Genomic DNA, 17,362 nt, shown 5'->3' on the forward strand with positions numbered 1-17,362 from the left:
TCCCCAGATCAGCGCGTCAGCTGGCGCGCGAGGTCGTCGAGGCGGGCGGCGGTGAGCTCCAGCCACCGCAGATCCGCCTCCAGGTGGAACAGTGCGTGGTCGCAGATCAGCTGGTCGGCGAGGTCTCCGGCGGTCTTGCGGGCGGTGAGCTCGCGCATGGCGCGCAGATGGGAGCTCCGCTGCGCGTCGAGCAGATCCTGGGCGCCGCGGCCGGACAGGAGCGCGAGCACGACCTTGGTGTAGAGCGTGTTCTGCAGGTAGACGGAGGGGTTTTCCGGGCTCTTCAGCCATTCCTCGACGTTGGTGACGCCGGCGTCGGTGATCGCGTACCGCTTCCGGTCCGGACCGCCGCCCGCTTCGACGCCGTTCTCCTCGACGAGGCCGTTCTTCAGGAGCCGGTTCAACGTCGAATAGACCTGTCCGTAGTGCAGTGGACGGTCTTGGCGGAACTGCTTGTCGTAGAGCTGTTTGAGGTCGTAACCGTGCTTCGGACCGGCTTCGAGCAGGCCGAGCAGGGTGTTCCCGATGGACATGCGGGCGACTATACACAGTGTGTATACGCACGGTCTATACACATGGTGAATAGTTGCTGAAGGGGCCTTTCGCCGCATGTGACGTGGTGAAAGCTCCCTTCGCCGCGTGGCATGCGGTGAAGGGCCCCTTCGGCCCTCATGGGATCTGTGCCGCATCGAGAGGTGTCGCGAAAGCCACTTTCGGGACGTCAGATGTCCTGAAAGTGGCTTTCGCGCGCGATCCGGGAGACAAGGGGGCGGAGCCGTGTCGAGGAGTTCGCTGGCTGTGTCGGATCACCGAAGCCTTGGGGAGATCTTGCCCGATTTCGACTGAATGACCGTTTGGTTCGGCTCGTCGGCGGTCGAGTGTCCCCAATGTGGCATTGGGGGCATCGGTTGCCTTCACGGACCTGCCCGGCGACCTCACGGTGTGACGTCCATCGGCGGCGGGCAATGTCAAACGCCTGAAACATTCAGGAGTTTTCAGGTAACACGGCCTACCTACCTTCAAGCGCTATCGACGCCTGGAGGAGGTGCCCGTGCCGCTCGCCGCCCCCACCGTGACCGCGGTGGACACGCACTGCCCCTACTGCGCCCTGCAGTGCGGGATGAGCCTCGACGGCGCCCGGGTCGCCCCGCGCGACTTCCCGGTCAACGCCGGCGGCCTGTGCCAGAAGGGCTGGACGTCGGGGGAGCTGCTCACTTCGCCGTCCCGCCTGACGACGCCGCTGATCAGGGTCGACGGCGAACTCCGGCCCGCGAGCTGGACGGAAGCGCTCGACCTCGTCGCCCGGCGGCTCACCGAGATCCGCGAGGCCAAGGGTGCCGACGCGGTCGCCGTCTTCGGCGGCGGCGGGCTGACCAACGAGAAGGCCTATCTGCTGGGGAAGTTCGCCCGCGTCGCGCTGGGCACCTCGCAGATCGACTACAACGGCCGGTTCTGCATGTCGTCGGCGGCCGCCGCCGGGATCAAGGCGTTCGGCGCCGACCGTGGGATGCCGTTCCCGGTCACGGATCTCGCCGACGCCGACGCGGTGTTGCTGATCGGCGCCAACCCGGCCGAGACGATGCCGCCGTTCACCCAGCACCTGCGGGGCGCGGATCTGATCGTCGTCGACCCGCGCCGCACGCCGACCGCCGAACTGGCCGGACTGCACTTGCAGCCCGCGCCGGGTACGGACCTCGCGCTCGCGCAAGGCATCCTGCACGCCGTCGTCGCCGACGGCCTCCTCGACAAGTCCTATGTGGTCTCGAGGACGAACGGTTTCGAAGAGCTGTGGCGTTCGGTCGCGGCCTGGTGGCCGGAGCGCGTCGAGCAGATCACCGGCGTCTCCGCCGCGGACCAGCGCCGGGTCGCCGCCAAGCTCGCCGCGGCCCGCAACGCCTACGTCCTCACCGCGCGCGGCACCGAACAGCACGCCAACGGCACCGCGATGGTCAACGCCTGGATCAATCTCTCGCTCGCCCTCGGCCTGCCGGGGCGCAAGGGATCCGGTTTCGGCTGCCTGACCGGGCAGGGCAACGGCCAAGGCGGTCGCGAGCACGGGCAGAAAGCCGACCAGCTGCCCGGCTATCGCAAGATCGACGACCCCGCCGCGCGCGAATACGTCGCCGGGGTCTGGGGTGTGCCACCGGAATCCCTGCCGGGGCCGGGCCGTTCGGCCGTCGAGCTGCTGGAGGCGCTCGGCACCGAAGACGGGCCGAGCGCGCTGATGGTGTTCGGCAGCAACCTCGTCGTTTCCGCGCCCGGCGCCGGGAACATCCAGGACAAAGTGTCCTCTTTGGACTTCCTGGTGGTCTCGGACCTCGTCCTCTCGGAGACGGCGGCGATGGCCGACGTCGTCCTGCCGGTCACCCAGTGGGCCGAGGAGGACGGCACGATGACCAACCTCGAAGGCCGGATCCTCCTGCGGCGCAAGGCGATCGATCCGCCGTCCGGCGCGAAGACCGATCTTTATGTGCTTTCCGAACTCGCCCGCCGGTTCGGTCAGCCCGACGGACGGTTCCCGACGGACGCCGAGATGGTCTTCACCGAGCTCCGCCGCGCGTCCAAGGGCGGCGTCGCCGACTACTCGGGCATCACTTACGACCGGCTCCGCGACGGCGAAGCCCTTTACTGGCCCGTCCCGGCGGAATCACATCCCGGTACACCGCGGATGTTCCTCGACTCCTTCGCTCACCCGGACGGCCGCGCGCGGTTCGTGCCGGTGGACCACGTCGGCCCGGCCGAGCTGCCGGACGCCGAATTCCCCTTGCAGGCCACCACCGGGCGGGTCCTGCAGCACTACCAGTCCGGGGCGCAGACCCGGCTGGTCAAGGAACTCAACGACGTCGTGGCGGAGGCCTTCGTGGAAGTTCATCCCGACACCGCTGCCCGCGCGGGGCTGGCCGAGGGCGACCTCGCGCTCGTGCGCTCCCGCCGCGGGGAGACCGTCGCACGCGTCCGTTGTGTGGCGTCGCTGCGCCCCGACCTGGTGTTCCTGCCGTTCCATTTCCCCGGTGAGGGCAGGGCGAACCTGCTGACCAACCCGGCGCTCGACCCGACGAGCCGGATGCCCGAGTTCAAGGCGTGCGCGGTCGCGCTCGCCCCGGCCGAGGTCGTCGCGTGAGCCCCCGGTCGGTGGTCATCGCCGGATACGGGATGGCGGGCGCGCGGCTCGCGGACGAGATCCAGCGCCGCGACCCGGAGGGTGAGCGCGTGCGGCTCACCGTCGTCGGCGCGGAGGAACACACCGCCTACAACCGGGTACTGCTCTCGTCGGTGGTCGCCGGCACCATGCGGCCCGAGGCCGTCCGGCTGCACGACGACGAATGGCCGTCCCGTACCCGTGCGGATCTTCGCCGGGGGGTCTCCGCGACGTCGATCGACCGGGACACGCGGCGGGTTCACCTCGACGACGGGTCCACTGTGGACTACGACGCGCTCGTGCTCGCCACCGGCGCCAATCCGTGGATGCCGCCGGTGGAAGGGCTCGAACCCGGCCCGGACGTCGTCGCGTTCCGCACCCTTGACGACTGCGCCCGGATTCTCGACGCCGCCAGGCTGGGCGCGCCGGTCGCGGTGCTCGGCGGCGGGCTGCTCGGCCTGGAGGCCGCGCGAGGTCTCGCCGGACGCGGGAATCTCGTGACCGTCGTGCATCCGATGCCGCACATCATGGAACGTCAGCTGGACGCGGAATCGGCGCGGGTGCTGACCAGGAAGCTCGAAGAACTCGGCGTCGCCTTCCGGCTCGGTGTCGGAGCGGCGCGCTACGTCAGCGGCGACGGGCTCAAACTCGACGACGGCACGCACGTTCCCGCCGATCTCATCGTCGTCTCCACCGGCGTCCGGCCCGAGACGAAACTGGCCGTGGACGCCGGGCTGACCGTCGAGGGCGGCATCGTCGTCGACGATCTGCTGCGCACCAGCGACGGCCGGATCCACGCGATCGGTGACTGTGCCAAGCATCCCGGCGCGTTCGGCGGGCTCGTGCAGCCCGCGTGGGAACAGGCCGCCGTCGTCGCGGATCTGGTCACCGGCGCGAAATCCGCGTCGCGGTACCGCGGTACTCAAGCGGTGACGAGGCTCAAGGCGCGCGGCATCGACCTCACCGCGCTCGGCGAGACGATGACCGGCGCGGACGACCCGGCCGCCGAAGTGCTCACGTTCAGCGACCCGGCGGGCTGCCGTTACGGCAAGCTCGTCGTCCGCGAGAACCGGGTGGCCGGCGCGATCCTGCTCGGCCTGCCCGACGCTGCCGCGACGATCACGCAGCTCTACGACCGGGGCACCCCGGTGCCCGAAGACCGGCTGGCTGTCCTTTTAGGACGCTCGCTGCCGCCGGGAGCGCCGTCGGCGTCGAGCCCGGCCGATCTGCCCGCGTCGGCGGTCATCTGCCGCTGCAACGCGGTGACCAAGGGGCGGCTCGTCGAAGCGTGGCGCGGCGGCGCCACCGACGTCCCCGCCCTCGCCGGGGCGACCCGCGCGACGACCGGCTGCGGCGGCTGCAAGGACGCCGTGAGCGGGGTCGCGAAATGGCTGGCCGCCCAGTGAACCCGAACGCATCCACCAAGGAGGACCTCATGGAAGCTCGTGGAAAGCGCTGGATCGAGCACTGGGATCCCGAGAACGAGCAATTCTGGGAGGAGACCGGGAAGAAGATCGCCCGGCGGAACCTCTGGTTCTCCATCCTGGCCGAGCACATCGGTTTCTCCGTCTGGACACTGTGGTCGGTCATGGTCCTGTTTATGGGCCCGCAGTACGGCTTCTCCGCCGCCGACAAGTTCCTGCTGGTCTCGACCCCGACGCTGATCGGCGCACTGATGCGGCCGCTCTACACGTTCGCGGTGGCGAAGTTCGGTGGCCGGAACTGGACGATCGTCAGCGCGCTGTTGCTGCTGGCGCCCACGATCCTGGCGGCGATCGCGATGCAGCCGGGCACTTCGCTCGGCACGTTCCTGGTGATCGCCGCGCTCGGCGGGGTCGGCGGCGGGAACTTCGCGTCGTCGATGACCAACATCAACGCGTTCTACCCGGAGAAGCACAAGGGCTGGGCGCTCGGGCTGAACGCGGGCGGCGGGAACCTCGGTGTGGCCGCGATCCAGCTGATCGGTCTGCTGGTCATCGGCACCGTCGGCGCCACCGCGCCGCGGGTGGTGCTCTACATCTACATCCCGCTGATCGTGGTCGCCGCGACCTGCGCGTACTTCTTCATGGACAACCTCGCGTCGATGAAGGGCGACACCAAGGCGATGCGCGAGGTCGTCAAGGATCCGCACACCTGGGTGATGTCGTTCCTCTACGTCGGCACGTTCGGTTCGTTCATCGGCTACAGCTTCGCTTTCGGGCTGGTGCTGCAGAACCAGTTCGGCCGCACGCCACTGCAGGCGGCCGCGGTGACGTTCCTCGGCCCGCTGCTCGGCTCGTTCTCGCGGCCGACGGGCGGCTGGCTGGCCGACCGGATCGGCGGCGGCAAGATCACCTTCGTGACGTTCGTCGGCATGGCCGCGGCGACCGTGGTGCTGATCCTGGCCTCGACGTCGAATTCGCTGGCGCTGTTCACCGTCGCGTTCATCGTGCTGTTCGTGCTCACCGGAATCGGCAACGGCTCGACGTACAAGATGATCCCGGCGATCTTCCGCGCCAAGGCGAAGGTCGCGATCAGCGAGGGCGCGGACGAGACGCTGGAGATGCTCAAGGCGCGCAAGCTTTCCGGCGCGTTGATCGGGCTGGCCGGCGCGATCGGCGCACTCGGCGGGTTGTTCATCAACCTGGCCTTCCGCCAGTCGTTCGCGGACACGAAGAGCGGAGTGCCGGCGTTCGTCGCCTTCCTGGTCTTCTACGGCCTGTGCTTCGCCGTCACGTGGGCGGTGTATCTGCGCAAACAGCAGTCGGAGGTGGCGAGCACCCGAGGCCTGGCGCTCGCCGGAGCGGAGGTCTGATGCGGAAACTCGTCGTCGTCGGACATGGCATGGTCGCGCACCGGCTCGTCGAAGCGGTGCGCGCGGAGGACAAGGACGGCCAGTGGCAGGTCGTGGTGCTCGCCGAGGAGGCGCGTCCCGCGTACGACCGGGTCGCCCTGACGTCCTATGTGGACACCTGGGATCCGGCCTCCCTCGCCTTGGAGGGCGCGGACTACGCGGGTGATCCGTTGGTCGAGCTGCGGCTCGGCGATACCGTCGCTTCGGTGGATCGCGAGCGCAAGATCGTCGTCACCGAAGCGGGTCACGAGCAGCCATACGACACGCTCGTCCTCGCGACTGGTTCGCGGCCGTTCGTCCCGCCGGTGCCGGGACACGATCTCCCCGGCTGTTTCGTCTACCGGACGATCGAGGACCTCGACGCCATCCGGGAAGCGGCTCAGCGGCCCGGCCGTGGACGTCGTTCGGCGGTCGTCATCGGTGGCGGGCTCCTGGGGCTGGAAGCCGCGAAGGCGTTGCGGGACATGGGTCTCTCGCCGCACGTCGTCGAGATGGCGCCGCGCCTGATGCCGCTGCAGGTCGACGAGGGCGGCGGCGGCCTGCTCCGGCGGCTGATCACCGACCTCGACGTGACCGTCCACACGGGAACTTCGACCGACGCCATCGAGCCGGATGGCGAACGCTACATCGCGCGGCTCGGCAACGGCACCGAGCTCGACGTCGACCTGGTCGTGTTCTCCGCCGGTATCCGTCCGCGCGACGACCTGGCGCGTTCGTCCGGGCTGGAAGTCGGTGCGCGCGGCGGGATCCTGGTCGACGACACCTGCCGGACGGCCGATCCCGCGGTGTACGCGATCGGCGAATGCGCGGCCGTCGACGGCAAGGTGTACGGCATCGTGGCGCCCGGTTACGCGATGGCGGAGATCGTCGCGGCGCGGCTGACCGGCGGCGAGGGCACGTTCCCCGAGCCGGACATGTCGACGAAGCTCAAGCTCATGGGCGTCGACGTCGCCAGCTTCGGCGACGCGCATGCGGCGACCGAGGGCGCGCTGGAGGTCGCGTTCAACGACGCCGTCGCGGGGACGTACAAGAAGCTCGTCGTCTCGGACGACTCGAAGACGTTGCTCGGCGGTGTCCTGGTCGGCGACGCGAGCGAGTTCAACACCTTGCGCGCGATGGTCGGCAGGCCGCTGCCCGCCGAACCGGGTGCGATCCTCGCCCCGGCCGGTGGTGGAGCGGCGGTCGGCGTCGACGCGCTGCCGGACGCCGCGCAGATCTGTTCGTGTAACGCGGTTTCCAAGGGCGCGATCACGCACGCGATCACCGAAGAGGGCTGCGATTCGGTCGCCAAGATCAAGGGCTGCACGCGGGCCGGAACGGCGTGCGGCTCGTGCGTCCCGTTGCTGGGCAAGCTGCTGACGGCGTGCGGTGTCGAGCAGTCGAAGGCGCTGTGCGAGCACTTCACGCAGTCGCGCGCGGAGCTGTTCCAGATCCTGCAGGCCACCCGGATCACCACGTTCAGCGAGATGATCGACCGCTACGGCACCGGGACCGGTTGCGCGATCTGCAAACCGGCGATCGCGTCCATCCTGGCCACGCTGGGCAACGGGCACATCCTCGCCGGCGAGCAGGCGACCCTGCAGGACACCAACGACAAGTTCCTCGCGAACCTGCAGCGCAACGGGACGTATTCGGTGGTCCCGCGCATCCCCGGCGGCGAGGTCACGCCGGAGAAGCTCATGGTGATCGCGCAGGTGGCGATGGATTTCGGGCTGTACACCAAGATCACCGGCGGGCAGCGGATCGACCTGTTCGGCGCCACCGTCGACCAGCTGCCGCTGATCTGGCGGCGGCTCGTCGACGCCGGGTTCGAGTCGGGGCACGCGTACGGGAAGTCGTTGCGCACGGTCAAGTCCTGTGTCGGTTCGACGTGGTGCCGCTACGGCGTGCAGGACAGCGTCGGGCTCGCGATCGAGCTGGAGTTGCGGTATCGCGGCCTGCGCTCGCCGCACAAGCTGAAGTCGGCCGTTTCGGGCTGTGCGCGGGAATGCGCGGAGGCGCGGAGCAAGGACTTCGGCGTCATCGCCACCGACAAGGGCTGGAACCTTTACGTCGGCGGCAACGGCGGCGCGACCCCGCGGCACGCGGATCTGCTCGTGTCCGAAGTGGACACCGAGACGCTGATCCGCACGATCGACCGGTTCCTGATGTTCTACGTCCGCACGGCCGACCGCCTGCAGCGCACCGCGCCGTGGGTCGAGGAGATGGAAGGCGGGCTCGACCACCTGCGCGCGGTGATCGTCGACGACAAGCTCGGCATCTGTGAGGACCTCGACGCGGCGATGGCCAAACACGTCGGCGACTACGCCGACGAATGGCGCGGCGTGCTGGAGGATCCGGAGAAGCTGGCGAAGTTCAGCTCGTTCGTCAACGCGCCGGGCACACCGGATCCGACGATCTCGTTCCGTACCGAACGCGACCAGAAAGTGCCAGTACTGCTGGGCATCCCGGAGGTGAAACAGTGACGACGTCGATCGAGCGCACCTGGACCGCCGTTTGCGCGGCGGGCGCCGTCCCCGAATGGTCCGGTGTCGCCGCCCTGCTCGACGGCGGGACGCAGGTGGCCATCTTCCGGCTCCCCGGCGACCGGTGGTACGCACTGTCCAATGTGGACCCGATCAGCGGAGCGGCGGTGCTTTCGCGAGGCATCGTCGGTGACGCGGGCGGCGTTCCCGTGGTGGCTTCGCCGGTGTACAAGGAACGCTTCGATCTGCGGACCGGCGCCTGTATCGACGCCGAAGAGGTCTCGGTCGCCGCGTATCGGGTCCGGGTCGCCGGGGGTGTGGTGGAGGTGGAATTCTCGCCGTGACGGACGTTCTTCCCCTGGCGGGATTCGTCATCGGGATCACGGCGGCGCGACGGGCTGACGAGCTCGGCGCGCTGTTCGTGCGTAAAGGTGCGACCGTGCGCTACGGCCCGGCGATCCGGATCGTGCCGCTCGCCGACGACACCGAACTGCGGTCGGCCACCATGCGCCTGCTGGAAGACCGGGTCGACGTCGTCGTCGCGACGACCGGGATCGGCTTCCGCGGCTGGGTCGAGGCGGCCGAAGGCTGGGGCCTGGGGGAGGAGCTGCTGGACAGACTGGGGAAGTCTTCGCTGCTCGCGCGCGGCCCGAAGGCCAAGGGGGCGATCCGCGCGGCCGGGCTTTCGGAGGACTACTCGCCCGCGTCGGAGAGCAACGCCGAGGTGCTGAGACATCTGCTCGATTCCGGTGTGGACGGTCAGCGGATCGCGGTGCAGCTGCACGGCGAGCCGCTTCCGTACTTTGTGGACAGTCTGCGTTCCGCGGGCGCCGAAGTGATCGAAGTGCCGGTGTACCGGTGGGTCGGGCCGTCCGATCCCGGGCCGCTGGACCGGCTGCTGGACGGTGTCCTCGACGGTTCGGTGGACGCGTTGCCGTTCACCAGCGCGCCCGCGGCGGCGTCCCTGCTGGCGGTGGCGAAGCGGACCGGGCGGTTGCCGGGAGTCGTGGGAGCACTGGAGAAGCGGGTCGTGGCGGCTTGCGTCGGGCCGATCACCGCGGCACCGCTGGCCGCGCTCGGGATCCCGACGGTGCAGCCGACACGGTCGCGGATCGGGGCGCTGGCGCGGACGGTGTCCGACGCGCTCGAAGCCCGTTCGCCGCGACTGACCGCGGGCGGGCGGAGTATCGAACTGCGAGGCCAGGCGGCGTTGGTCGACGGGCAGTGGTGCGACATCGCGCCCGCGCCGATGGCCATCCTGCGGGCGCTGGCGGAATCGCCGGGGAGGGTGTTCTCCCGGCGGGAGCTGGTCTCCGCGCTCCCCGACGGCGGCGAGGAACACGCCGTCGAGACCGCCATCGGCCGCCTGCGGAACTCCTTGGGCACGCCGAAACTGGTCCAGACGGTGGTGAAACGCGGCTACCGCCTGGCCGTCGACCCCTGACGCCCGCGTTTCGTCCTCTGAATGCGGATACCGCATTCAGAGGACGAAATGCGGGGGGTGGGTCACGGGGTGAAGAGGTCGGTCTTGGTGATGAGGACGTGGTTGCCGTCCGGGCCGGCGTTGGCCAGCACGGCGGCGCCGCCCGCGATGAGGACGCGGCCGTCGGCGAGCTTGACCGCGCCGAACTTCGCCCTGCCGATGGTGAGCCCGATCAGCGGCCCCCATTGCCCGGTCGCGGGATCGAAGATCTCGGAGTTCTGATACCCGGCGTCGTACCCGCCGTATTCGAGGCCTCCGATGGCCAGCACCTTTCCGGAGTCCAAGCGGATCAGGCGGAATTCGTCGCGCGGGATCCCCATCGGCGCCGCGTCGGTCCATTTGCCGGTGGCCGGTTCGTAGCGTTCGGATTCGCCGAGGCTGAACGGCGCGTAGTTCCAGTTCTGCGGCCCGCCGGTGTGGCCGCCGGTGAGCAGCACGGTCCCGTCGGCGAGCGCGACCATCTGCGCGCCGACACGCGGCCGCCCGGTTTCGAGCGGGACCGGGGTACCGATCGGCGTGGTGGGGCTCCAGGTGCCGTCGACCGGGTCGTAGATCTCGCAGAAGGTCAGGCCGACGAGATCGCCGCCGGTTTCGACGAGACCCGACGCGACGAGCACCTTGCCGTCCGGCAGCAGTACCGCGGGGAACGCCGCCCTGGCGTGGATCATCGGCGCGGTCTCGGTCCAGGTTCCCGTCGCCGGGTCGTAGATCTCCGCCGCCGCGATCACGAGGGAATCGATCGGCGGCCGTTCGCTCCCGCCGCCCATCACGAGCACCCGGCCGTCCGCCAGCGCGATCGCGTGATGGTTGCAGCGGGCGGTGTGCATCGAGCCGGTCGGGCTCCAGGTCCCGGTCGCCGGGTCGAAGACCTCCGCGGAGGTGAGGATGTTGGGCGAAGTGGACGGATGGCCGTGAAAACCGCCCGCCGCCAGCACCTTGCCGTCCGGCAGGACGGTCAGCGAGTGCAGGCGACGGCTGGTCGCCAGCGATCCGGTGACCGTCCATTGGCCACTGCCCGGGTCGTAGAGCGCGGCGTCGGCGTACGTCACCGCACCGCGGTTGTTGCCGCCGCCCGCGGCGAGGACACGCCCGTCCGGCAGCAGGACCGGGCCTTCGTTCATGCCGTCCCATTGGCGCGCCCATGGCAGGTCGCCGGTGGCCGCCCAGCCGCTCGCCATCGTCCGGGATTCCGTCTGTGTGCTCATGTCTTCGACGGTCGCCGCCGGGTTCTCCGGCGGCAAGCGGTTGCGCGATGGCCTACCTCTTGGGCACCCGGAACGGGACCGATCGGACCGCCTTCAGGCCCAGGTGACGCGGAAGCCGGGGAACTCCCGGGCGGCGGCGACACGGGCCGCCTCCGCTTCGGCCGCTTTCCGGACGGCCGGGCGGAGCGCGTCGAACGGGGTGACGGTGAAGTCGAGCCGCTTCTTCCCGCTCGCCTTGGCCCGCCACACGCCGGCGATCTCGCCGTCGGCCAGCAGCGCGCCGGGGCTGCCGAGGATCTTCCAGACCTCCTTCTGCCGGGCCTTGTCCGGCACCAGCACGGCTCGGTCGCGTGCCTGGACGAACGGGTCGAGCGGCGGCAGCAGGCGCACCACGTCCGGCTCCGGCGGATTCTCCAGCAGCGCCACCCGGTCTTCCGGCAGGAAGGCCTTCTTGCCGTCGACGCGGACCTCGGCCAGGCCGTCCGGCCACATCGCGTCGACCCCGGTGCGGGTCGTCCCGACATAGGCGGCGGCGTCGCCGGGAGCGGCGGGACCGTTGATCCGCAGGTAACCCTCGACCACGCGGGTGGCCGCCTTGGCGTCCGGCGACGTCTTGAGCCGTCCGCGTCTTTCCAGCGGTGCCAACGTCGCCGGGGTCGCGCCCGCCTCCAGCCGGACCCCGGCGTGGAGCGACGCGACCCGCATCAACTGCTCGTAGATGTGCACGACCCCGCAGCCGCGGCAGGCGTACGACAGGCCGTCGGGGATCAGTTTCGTGACCGCGCCGCTCACTGTGCCCTTGGTCTGGACGCCGGTGACGACCTCGCGGATCGCCTTCGCCGCGGTGAACAACGCGTCCGTCGCGGACATGCCCGCGTCGTCGACCTGCTTGCGCTGCCAGAGGATCCGGGCCATCGCGTCCTTCTCGTCGAGAGGCACGAGAGCGGCCCGGATCGCGTCCAGCTCCGCACGGCGGTGGAAATGCGGCGCGCCGCGATGCGTCCACGCGAGCACGAAACGGTCGTCGTCCCAGACGCCGGGCGTGATGTCGCCGTCGATCCGGGCGGCGAGGCCCAGCAGGGCGGTGTCCCGCACGGAATCCTGCAGCCCGAGGTCGAACACGGCCGCCGCGGCCGGATCCGTCTCCTCACGGTGCAGGCCGTGCGCGGCGATCCGGTACGCCAGCACCTGCTCGCGATCGACCTCGAGCACCTGTCCTCCTTAAAGCGAGTAGTCGAGCGTGTACGACATCGTCGGCTCGCCGAGGGCGCCCGTCGTGGTGCCGCTGCCGGTGATCCCGGCGAGTTCACCCGTTCCGGAGCCCTCGACCACCGTGAACGCCGACTTGATCCCCTGCGTGTCGAACCCGGTGTCGTGCTTGATCACGAAGCTTCCCTTGCGTCCGTCCACGCTGCCCTCGATCCGTTCGAGGCCGGGAGAGGTCGTGTCGCCGCCGTCGTAGCCCTCACCCGCGTAGTACAGCAGGTAGTCGAGGACGGACTCACCTTCGATCAGCCCGCTGTAGGCGAGCGTGGCGTGCGCGTAGGCGACTCGCGGCGCGCCCTCCGTGCCGCTGACGACGGATTCTTCCCAGTTCTTCATGGCGAACGTGTTCATGGGTTCACCCTGTCAGCCATACCTGTCAGGATGTGTCAGGTTTTAGGGGATACTGGATTCATGCGCGCGAGCAGACTCCTGTCGGTCCTCCTCCTGCTGCAGAACCGCGGCCGGATGACGGCCGAGGAGCTGGCGACCGAGCTGGAGGTGTCGGTCCGGACGGTCTACCGCGACGTCGAGGCGCTGTCCGCGGCCGGCGTGCCGGTGTACGCCGATCGCGGGCGCACCGGCGGCTATCAGCTGGTCGACGGCTATCGCACGCGGCTGACCGGGCTGACCGAGGAGGAGGCGCAATCGCTTTCGCTGGCGGGCCTGCCCGGCGCGGCCACCGAACTCGGGCTCGGCACGGTCCTCGCCGCCGCTCAGCTCAAACTGCACGCGGCCATGCCGTCGGAGCTGCGTGCCGGGGCGAGCAAGATCTCCGAACGGTTCTACCTCGACGTCCCCGGCTGGCATCGCGGGATCGAAAGCCTGCCGCGACTGTCCGAACTGGCCGACGCGGTCTGGCACGGGCGGCGCGTCAAGGTCCGGTACGAACGCTGGGGGCAGCGGAAGGTCGACCGCGTGCTCGATCCGCTGGGTCTGATCCTCAAGGCGGGGAACTGGTATCTCGCGGCGCGGTGCGACGGCACCGACCGGACGTACCGCATCTCCCGCATCGAAGAACTCGAAGATCTCGGCGAGACCTTCGAGCGGCCGTCGGACTTCGACCTCGCGCGCTACTGGCACGAATGGTCGGAGCAGTTCGAAAAGCGGATGTACTCGCGGACGGCGGTGGTGCGGTTGAACGAATTCGCCCGCATACTGCTGCCGTTCTATCTCGGGGCCGTCGGGGCCCGGGCGTTGCGGGAAACACCCGCGGAGCCCGACGAAAACGGCTGGCTGACGATGGAACTGCCCGTGGAACCGGGAGAATCGGCCGTCGGCGAGCTACTGCGGTTCGGCGGGAACCTCGAAGTGCTCGAACCGCCGGAGCTGCGCGAGCGGCTGGCGGAGGAGATCAAGAAGATGGGCGCGGTTTATGGCTGACCTGGACGGCATCACGATCGGGATCACCGCGGAGCGGCGGGCCGACGACTTCATCGGCGCGCTGACCCGGCAGGGCGCGACGGTGCTGCACGCGCCCACCATCCGGATCGTCCCGTTGCCCGACGACACCGAACTGCGGGCGGCGACGGACGCCGTGCTGGCCGGCCCGGTCGGGTTCACCGCCGTCACCACTGGCGCCGGATTCCGTGGCTGGCTTTCGGCGGCCGAAGGCTGGGGGCTGCGCGAACCGTTGCTGGAGCGGCTGGCGGCGTCGCGGATCTTCGCGCGCGGGCCGAAGGCGGTGGGCGCCGTGCGTGGTTTCGGCCTCCGGGAGGAGTTTTCCGCGCCCGAGGAGAGCAACGCCGAACTGTTCGAAGGATTGCGGGACGCCGGGGTTCATGGCGAACGGGTCGCGGTCCAGTTGCACGGCACCCTGCTGCCCGAGCTCACCGCGTCGCTGCGGGACGCGGGCGCGGACGTCGTCCAGGCACAGCCGTACCGCTGGCTTTCGCCCGTGGACGTCGCACCTGTGCACGAACTCGTCGAAAGCGTGATCGCCGGACGGGTGCACGCTTTGGCCTTCACTTCCGCTCCCGCGGCGGCGAACCTGCTCACGCTGGCGGGCCCGCGCCGAGAGGAACTTCTTGCCGCACTGCGAGGTCCGGTGCTGTGCGCGTGCGTCGGCCCGGTGACCGCGGCGCCGTTGGAAGCCGCCGGGGTGCCGACCGTCCAGCCCGAACGTCAGCGGCTCGGCGCGTTGGTCAAACTTCTCGTCGCGGAACTGCGCATTCGGCCGTCTTGACGCGGGAAGTCCGCTTTGCCAGGCTCGACACATCGGACGCGGGGAGGGCGGCGGATGTCCGAGTCTCAATCGGTCACCTTCGTGCGCGCGATGTTGCGAAAGGGCTCTTCGGTACTGGGCGCCAGCCCGGCCGACGAAGCACCCGACCCGGATTCGGTGCCGGACTGGCGCTATCGCGAGGACTCCGCGGACACGCTGCTGATGCGCGCGATCCGGTACTCGGCGCTGGGCCCGATCTTCTACCGCGTGGCCGCGTTTCCGAAGGTGTACATCGGTTTCCTGGTCGCGAACGGCTCGGCGGGCATCGTGCCGGTGCTGAGCACGACGATCCTCGGGATGCTGCTCAACGTCTTCGCGGTCTGGTGGGTGGTGCGCGGCCGCGGGATCCGGGCGAAGACGTCCGGACGGCTGATGTACGCGGATCTCGCCGTGGGCGTGGTGCTCACGACGATCGTGGCCGCCGCGGCGCCCACTGAGATCCAGCCGTTCGCCATCGACGTCGCGTGGACGTGGATGGTCGGGACGGTGGCGTTGTGGACGCTGTCGTTCGGGCTGCCCGCGGCTTGTCTGCTGCTGATCGCGGCCGTGCCGTTCCGGGCCTTCCTGACGTGGGTCGGTGGGCTCCCGCTCGATCATCCGCTCGCGCTGAGCCGGTCGGTGGGATGCATGGTCGCGCTCGTCGTGGCGATGGTGACCACGGCCGGGATCCTGATCCTGCTCGGCGTCGGGACCCGGTTCGCGCTGGGTATCGGGATGCGGCGGGGGCAGCGCGCCGAACGTCTGCGGACCCAGCGGGTGATGCACGATTCCGTGCTGCAGACGTTGGAAGCGATGGGGCTCGAAGCGCCGGACGACGATTCCGCCGCTTCGGAACGGCTCGCGGAGATGCGCGCGACGGCGCGGGCGCAGGCTGCCGAACTCCGGCGTGAACTGACCGGCCCCGACGCGCCCTCGGCCCGGGGCCTCGCGGCGGATCTCGCCGAGGTCGCCACCGAAATGGCGCGCGACGGCCTCCGCACCCAGCTCGTCGCCGCCGAGACCGAAGAGGACTACCGCCTCTCGCACGCGCGCCGGACCGCCATCCGGGACGCCGTCCGCGAAGCGCTTCGAAACACTGTGAAGCACGCTGGGACGAAACAGGTCGTGCTTCGCGTCGAGGAGTGCGAAGGCGGCGTCGCGGTCATCGCGCGGGATCAGGGGACCGGCTTCAGCATGCTGGACCGGCCGCCGGGCTTCGGGATCAGCCAGTCGATCATGGCGCGGCTGGCGGAGGTCGGCGGGCGGGGGACGATCGATTCGCATCCGGGGCGGGGAACCCGGGTGACGCTTTGGGTGCCGCACTGAGCGCCGACGGGCTCCGGGAGCAAGGGACCTTTGCTCTCGCTTGCTTAGCATGGCTACGTAAGTGGTAGCAAAGGTCCCTTGCTCTCTTTCCGCAGGTCAGGGCCTACTAGGGCCGGTGCTGATGTCTCAAAGGGGCCCTTCAGGACGTCCAACGTCCCAAAGGTGGCCTTCAGGGCATGCCACCGGCATGCCGCATGTCATGAAAGGGCCGTTCAGGACGAAAAACGTCCTGAACGGCCCTTTCATGACACAACGCGAGAAGCCCCTCAGTCCTCCTCGGCCGCCGGAGCCTCCCCAGCCTCCGCCTGCCGCATCGCCTCACGCCCAGCGGCCTCTTCGCTGACCCCCTGCCGCCAGTACCCCGTGAAGCAGATCGCCCGCTTGTCGATCCCGCGCTCCCGCACGAGGTGCCGCCGCACCAGCTTCACCATGTTCGCCTCGCCGGAAATCCACGCGTAGGCCGTCCCGCCCGGCAGTTCCGCCTTCCGCACGGCCTCCAGAACCGCCGAGCCGACGTCGCCGGAACCGCGCACCACCCAGTGCAGCTCCACGGTTCCCTGCGTTTCGAAGACCTGCCGGTCTTCGCGATCACTGATCTCGATGTAGACCAGCGCTCGCGTCCCAGCCGGCAGCGCCTCGACGATCGCGCCGATCGCCGGGATCGCGGTCTCGTCGCCGATCAGCAGCTGCCAGTTCGTCTCCGAAGGCACGTCGTAGAGCCCGTGCGGCCCGAGGAAAGCGACCCTGTCGCCCTCCGAAGCGCGCGAAGCCCACGCGGAGGCGGGGCCTTCGTCGCCGTGCAGTACGAAGTCGATGTCGACCTCCTGCACGGACGGCCGCAGCGCGCGCACGGTGTACGTGCGCATCGGCGGGCGGACGTCGTCGGGCATCGCGAGGTAGGTCCGGTACCAGGACAGCACTTCGTCGCCGCTCAGCGGCGCGGGCAGCACGGGTTCCGCCTGGCCGGGCTGCGGGAAGAACACCTTCAGGTACTGGTCGGGCGCCTGGTCCACCAGCGACGCCCCCGAGAAGGTCACCCTGCTCATATGCGGGGTGAGCCGCCTGACGCCGGTCACCTTCGCCTCGATGTAGCTCATTAGGGGAGGCTAACCTAAAAGAGCGCGCCGGGACCAGCGTCGTCGTCGGGATCACGTTGCCAGCGGTATTTCCGCAGGTCGACGCGCTGTCCGTCGGGTATGACGCCTTCCGCGCGCAGTCGTTGCAGCTGTTCGTCGACCAAATGCGGAGCCGGCGTCCCGTCGGCCCGCAGAATGCGGTGCCAAGGCAGGTCCTGGCCGTCCTCGCCGAGGATCCGGCCGACCAGCCGCGGTGACGGCGCTCCCGAAACCGACGCTATATCCCCATAAGTCGCGACCGAGCCGGCGGGCACGCTCGCGATGACCTCGCGCACCCGCTCGTGCAGTTCGTCATCCATGGGACCACTT

The 17,362-nt window shown here is 69.7% G+C and carries 15 protein-coding genes; 9 read left to right on the forward strand and 6 right to left on the reverse strand.

All coding sequences use genetic code 11. The features are described 5' to 3' along the window. Positions 1–8: 8 nt before the first annotated feature. Positions 9–533 (reverse strand): PadR family transcriptional regulator, encoded by a 525-nt coding sequence (locus tag AMK34_RS29765; protein WP_038518989.1) that lies wholly within the window; start codon positions 531–533, stop codon positions 9–11. A gap of 518 nt (positions 534–1,051) precedes the next feature. Between AMK34_RS29765 and AMK34_RS29770 the strand changes: the two genes are divergently transcribed. Genes AMK34_RS29770 through AMK34_RS29795 form a run of 6 tightly spaced genes read left to right on the forward strand, consistent with a single transcriptional unit; the run spans position 1,052 to position 9,881 of the window. Next, a complete protein-coding gene (locus AMK34_RS29770) occupies positions 1,052–3,121 on the forward strand; it encodes a molybdopterin oxidoreductase family protein (protein WP_241832890.1) in 2,070 nt (689 codons plus the stop codon). Then, the gene (locus AMK34_RS29775) at positions 3,118–4,545 is read left to right on the forward strand and encodes an FAD-dependent oxidoreductase (protein WP_073847539.1); all 1,428 of its coding nucleotides are present in this window, start codon (positions 3,118–3,120) and stop codon (positions 4,543–4,545) included. Before AMK34_RS29770 ends, AMK34_RS29775 begins: the two co-directional genes overlap by 4 nt. A gap of 29 nt (positions 4,546–4,574) precedes the next feature. Further along, complete coding sequence (locus tag AMK34_RS29780) at positions 4,575–5,933, forward strand: nitrate/nitrite transporter (protein ID WP_038518984.1); 1,359 nt, start codon at positions 4,575–4,577, stop codon at positions 5,931–5,933. Further along, positions 5,933–8,437 carry a nitrite reductase large subunit NirB gene (gene nirB / locus AMK34_RS29785; protein WP_073847540.1) on the forward strand — a complete coding sequence of 835 codons (2,505 nt, stop codon included), beginning with the start codon at positions 5,933–5,935 and terminating at the stop codon, positions 8,435–8,437. The genes AMK34_RS29780 and nirB overlap by 1 nt, the downstream gene beginning before the upstream one ends. Next, a complete protein-coding gene (nirD, locus tag AMK34_RS29790) occupies positions 8,434–8,781 on the forward strand; it encodes a nitrite reductase small subunit NirD (RefSeq protein ID WP_073847541.1) in 348 nt (115 codons plus the stop codon). The genes nirB and nirD overlap by 4 nt, the downstream gene beginning before the upstream one ends. Further along, positions 8,778–9,881, forward strand: coding sequence for a uroporphyrinogen-III synthase (locus AMK34_RS29795; RefSeq protein ID WP_038518978.1), 1,104 nt, complete (start codon positions 8,778–8,780; stop codon positions 9,879–9,881). Before nirD ends, AMK34_RS29795 begins: the two co-directional genes overlap by 4 nt. A gap of 62 nt (positions 9,882–9,943) precedes the next feature. Here AMK34_RS29795 and AMK34_RS29800 read toward each other — a convergent pair whose 3' ends face one another. From AMK34_RS29800 to AMK34_RS29810, 3 genes are all read right to left on the reverse strand, one after another. Then, entirely contained in the window at positions 9,944–11,125 is a 1,182-nt protein-coding gene (locus tag AMK34_RS29800; RefSeq protein WP_241832891.1) for a Kelch repeat-containing protein, read from the reverse strand. A 93-nt stretch (positions 11,126–11,218) separates the two neighbouring features. After that, complete coding sequence (locus tag AMK34_RS29805) at positions 11,219–12,337, reverse strand: DNA glycosylase AlkZ-like family protein (RefSeq protein WP_073847543.1); 1,119 nt, start codon at positions 12,335–12,337, stop codon at positions 11,219–11,221. 9 nt (positions 12,338–12,346) lie between these two features. Further along, positions 12,347–12,742, reverse strand: coding sequence for a DUF3224 domain-containing protein (locus AMK34_RS29810; RefSeq protein WP_073847544.1), 396 nt, complete (start codon positions 12,740–12,742; stop codon positions 12,347–12,349). Between the two features lie 60 nt (positions 12,743–12,802). Here AMK34_RS29810 and AMK34_RS29815 point away from each other — a divergent pair, with 60 nt between their 5' ends. The 3 genes from AMK34_RS29815 to AMK34_RS29825 are packed head-to-tail and all read left to right on the forward strand — an operon-like array spanning position 12,803 to position 15,917. Continuing rightward, entirely contained in the window at positions 12,803–13,771 is a 969-nt protein-coding gene (locus AMK34_RS29815) for a helix-turn-helix transcriptional regulator (RefSeq protein WP_073847545.1), read from the forward strand. Continuing rightward, positions 13,764–14,573: a uroporphyrinogen-III synthase gene (locus tag AMK34_RS29820; protein WP_073847546.1), complete on the forward strand. Its 810-nt coding sequence runs from the start codon at positions 13,764–13,766 to the stop codon at positions 14,571–14,573. Before AMK34_RS29815 ends, AMK34_RS29820 begins: the two co-directional genes overlap by 8 nt. Before the next feature lie 54 nt (positions 14,574–14,627). After that, entirely contained in the window at positions 14,628–15,917 is a 1,290-nt protein-coding gene (locus AMK34_RS29825) for a sensor histidine kinase (protein ID WP_038518965.1), read from the forward strand. 266 nt (positions 15,918–16,183) lie between these two features. Here AMK34_RS29825 and AMK34_RS29830 read toward each other — a convergent pair whose 3' ends face one another. Both AMK34_RS29830 and AMK34_RS29835 read right to left on the reverse strand, forming a co-directional pair. Then, positions 16,184–17,014 (reverse strand): siderophore-interacting protein, encoded by an 831-nt coding sequence (locus AMK34_RS29830; protein WP_073847547.1) that lies wholly within the window; start codon positions 17,012–17,014, stop codon positions 16,184–16,186. A gap of 14 nt (positions 17,015–17,028) precedes the next feature. Further along, positions 17,029–17,352, reverse strand: coding sequence for an MGMT family protein (locus AMK34_RS29835; RefSeq protein WP_073847548.1), 324 nt, complete (start codon positions 17,350–17,352; stop codon positions 17,029–17,031). Positions 17,353–17,362 lie beyond the last annotated feature (10 nt).

Origin of the sequence: Amycolatopsis sp. CB00013 (genome assembly GCF_001905755.1) — a bacterium.
Taxonomy (GTDB): domain Bacteria; phylum Actinomycetota; class Actinomycetes; order Mycobacteriales; family Pseudonocardiaceae; genus Amycolatopsis; species Amycolatopsis japonica.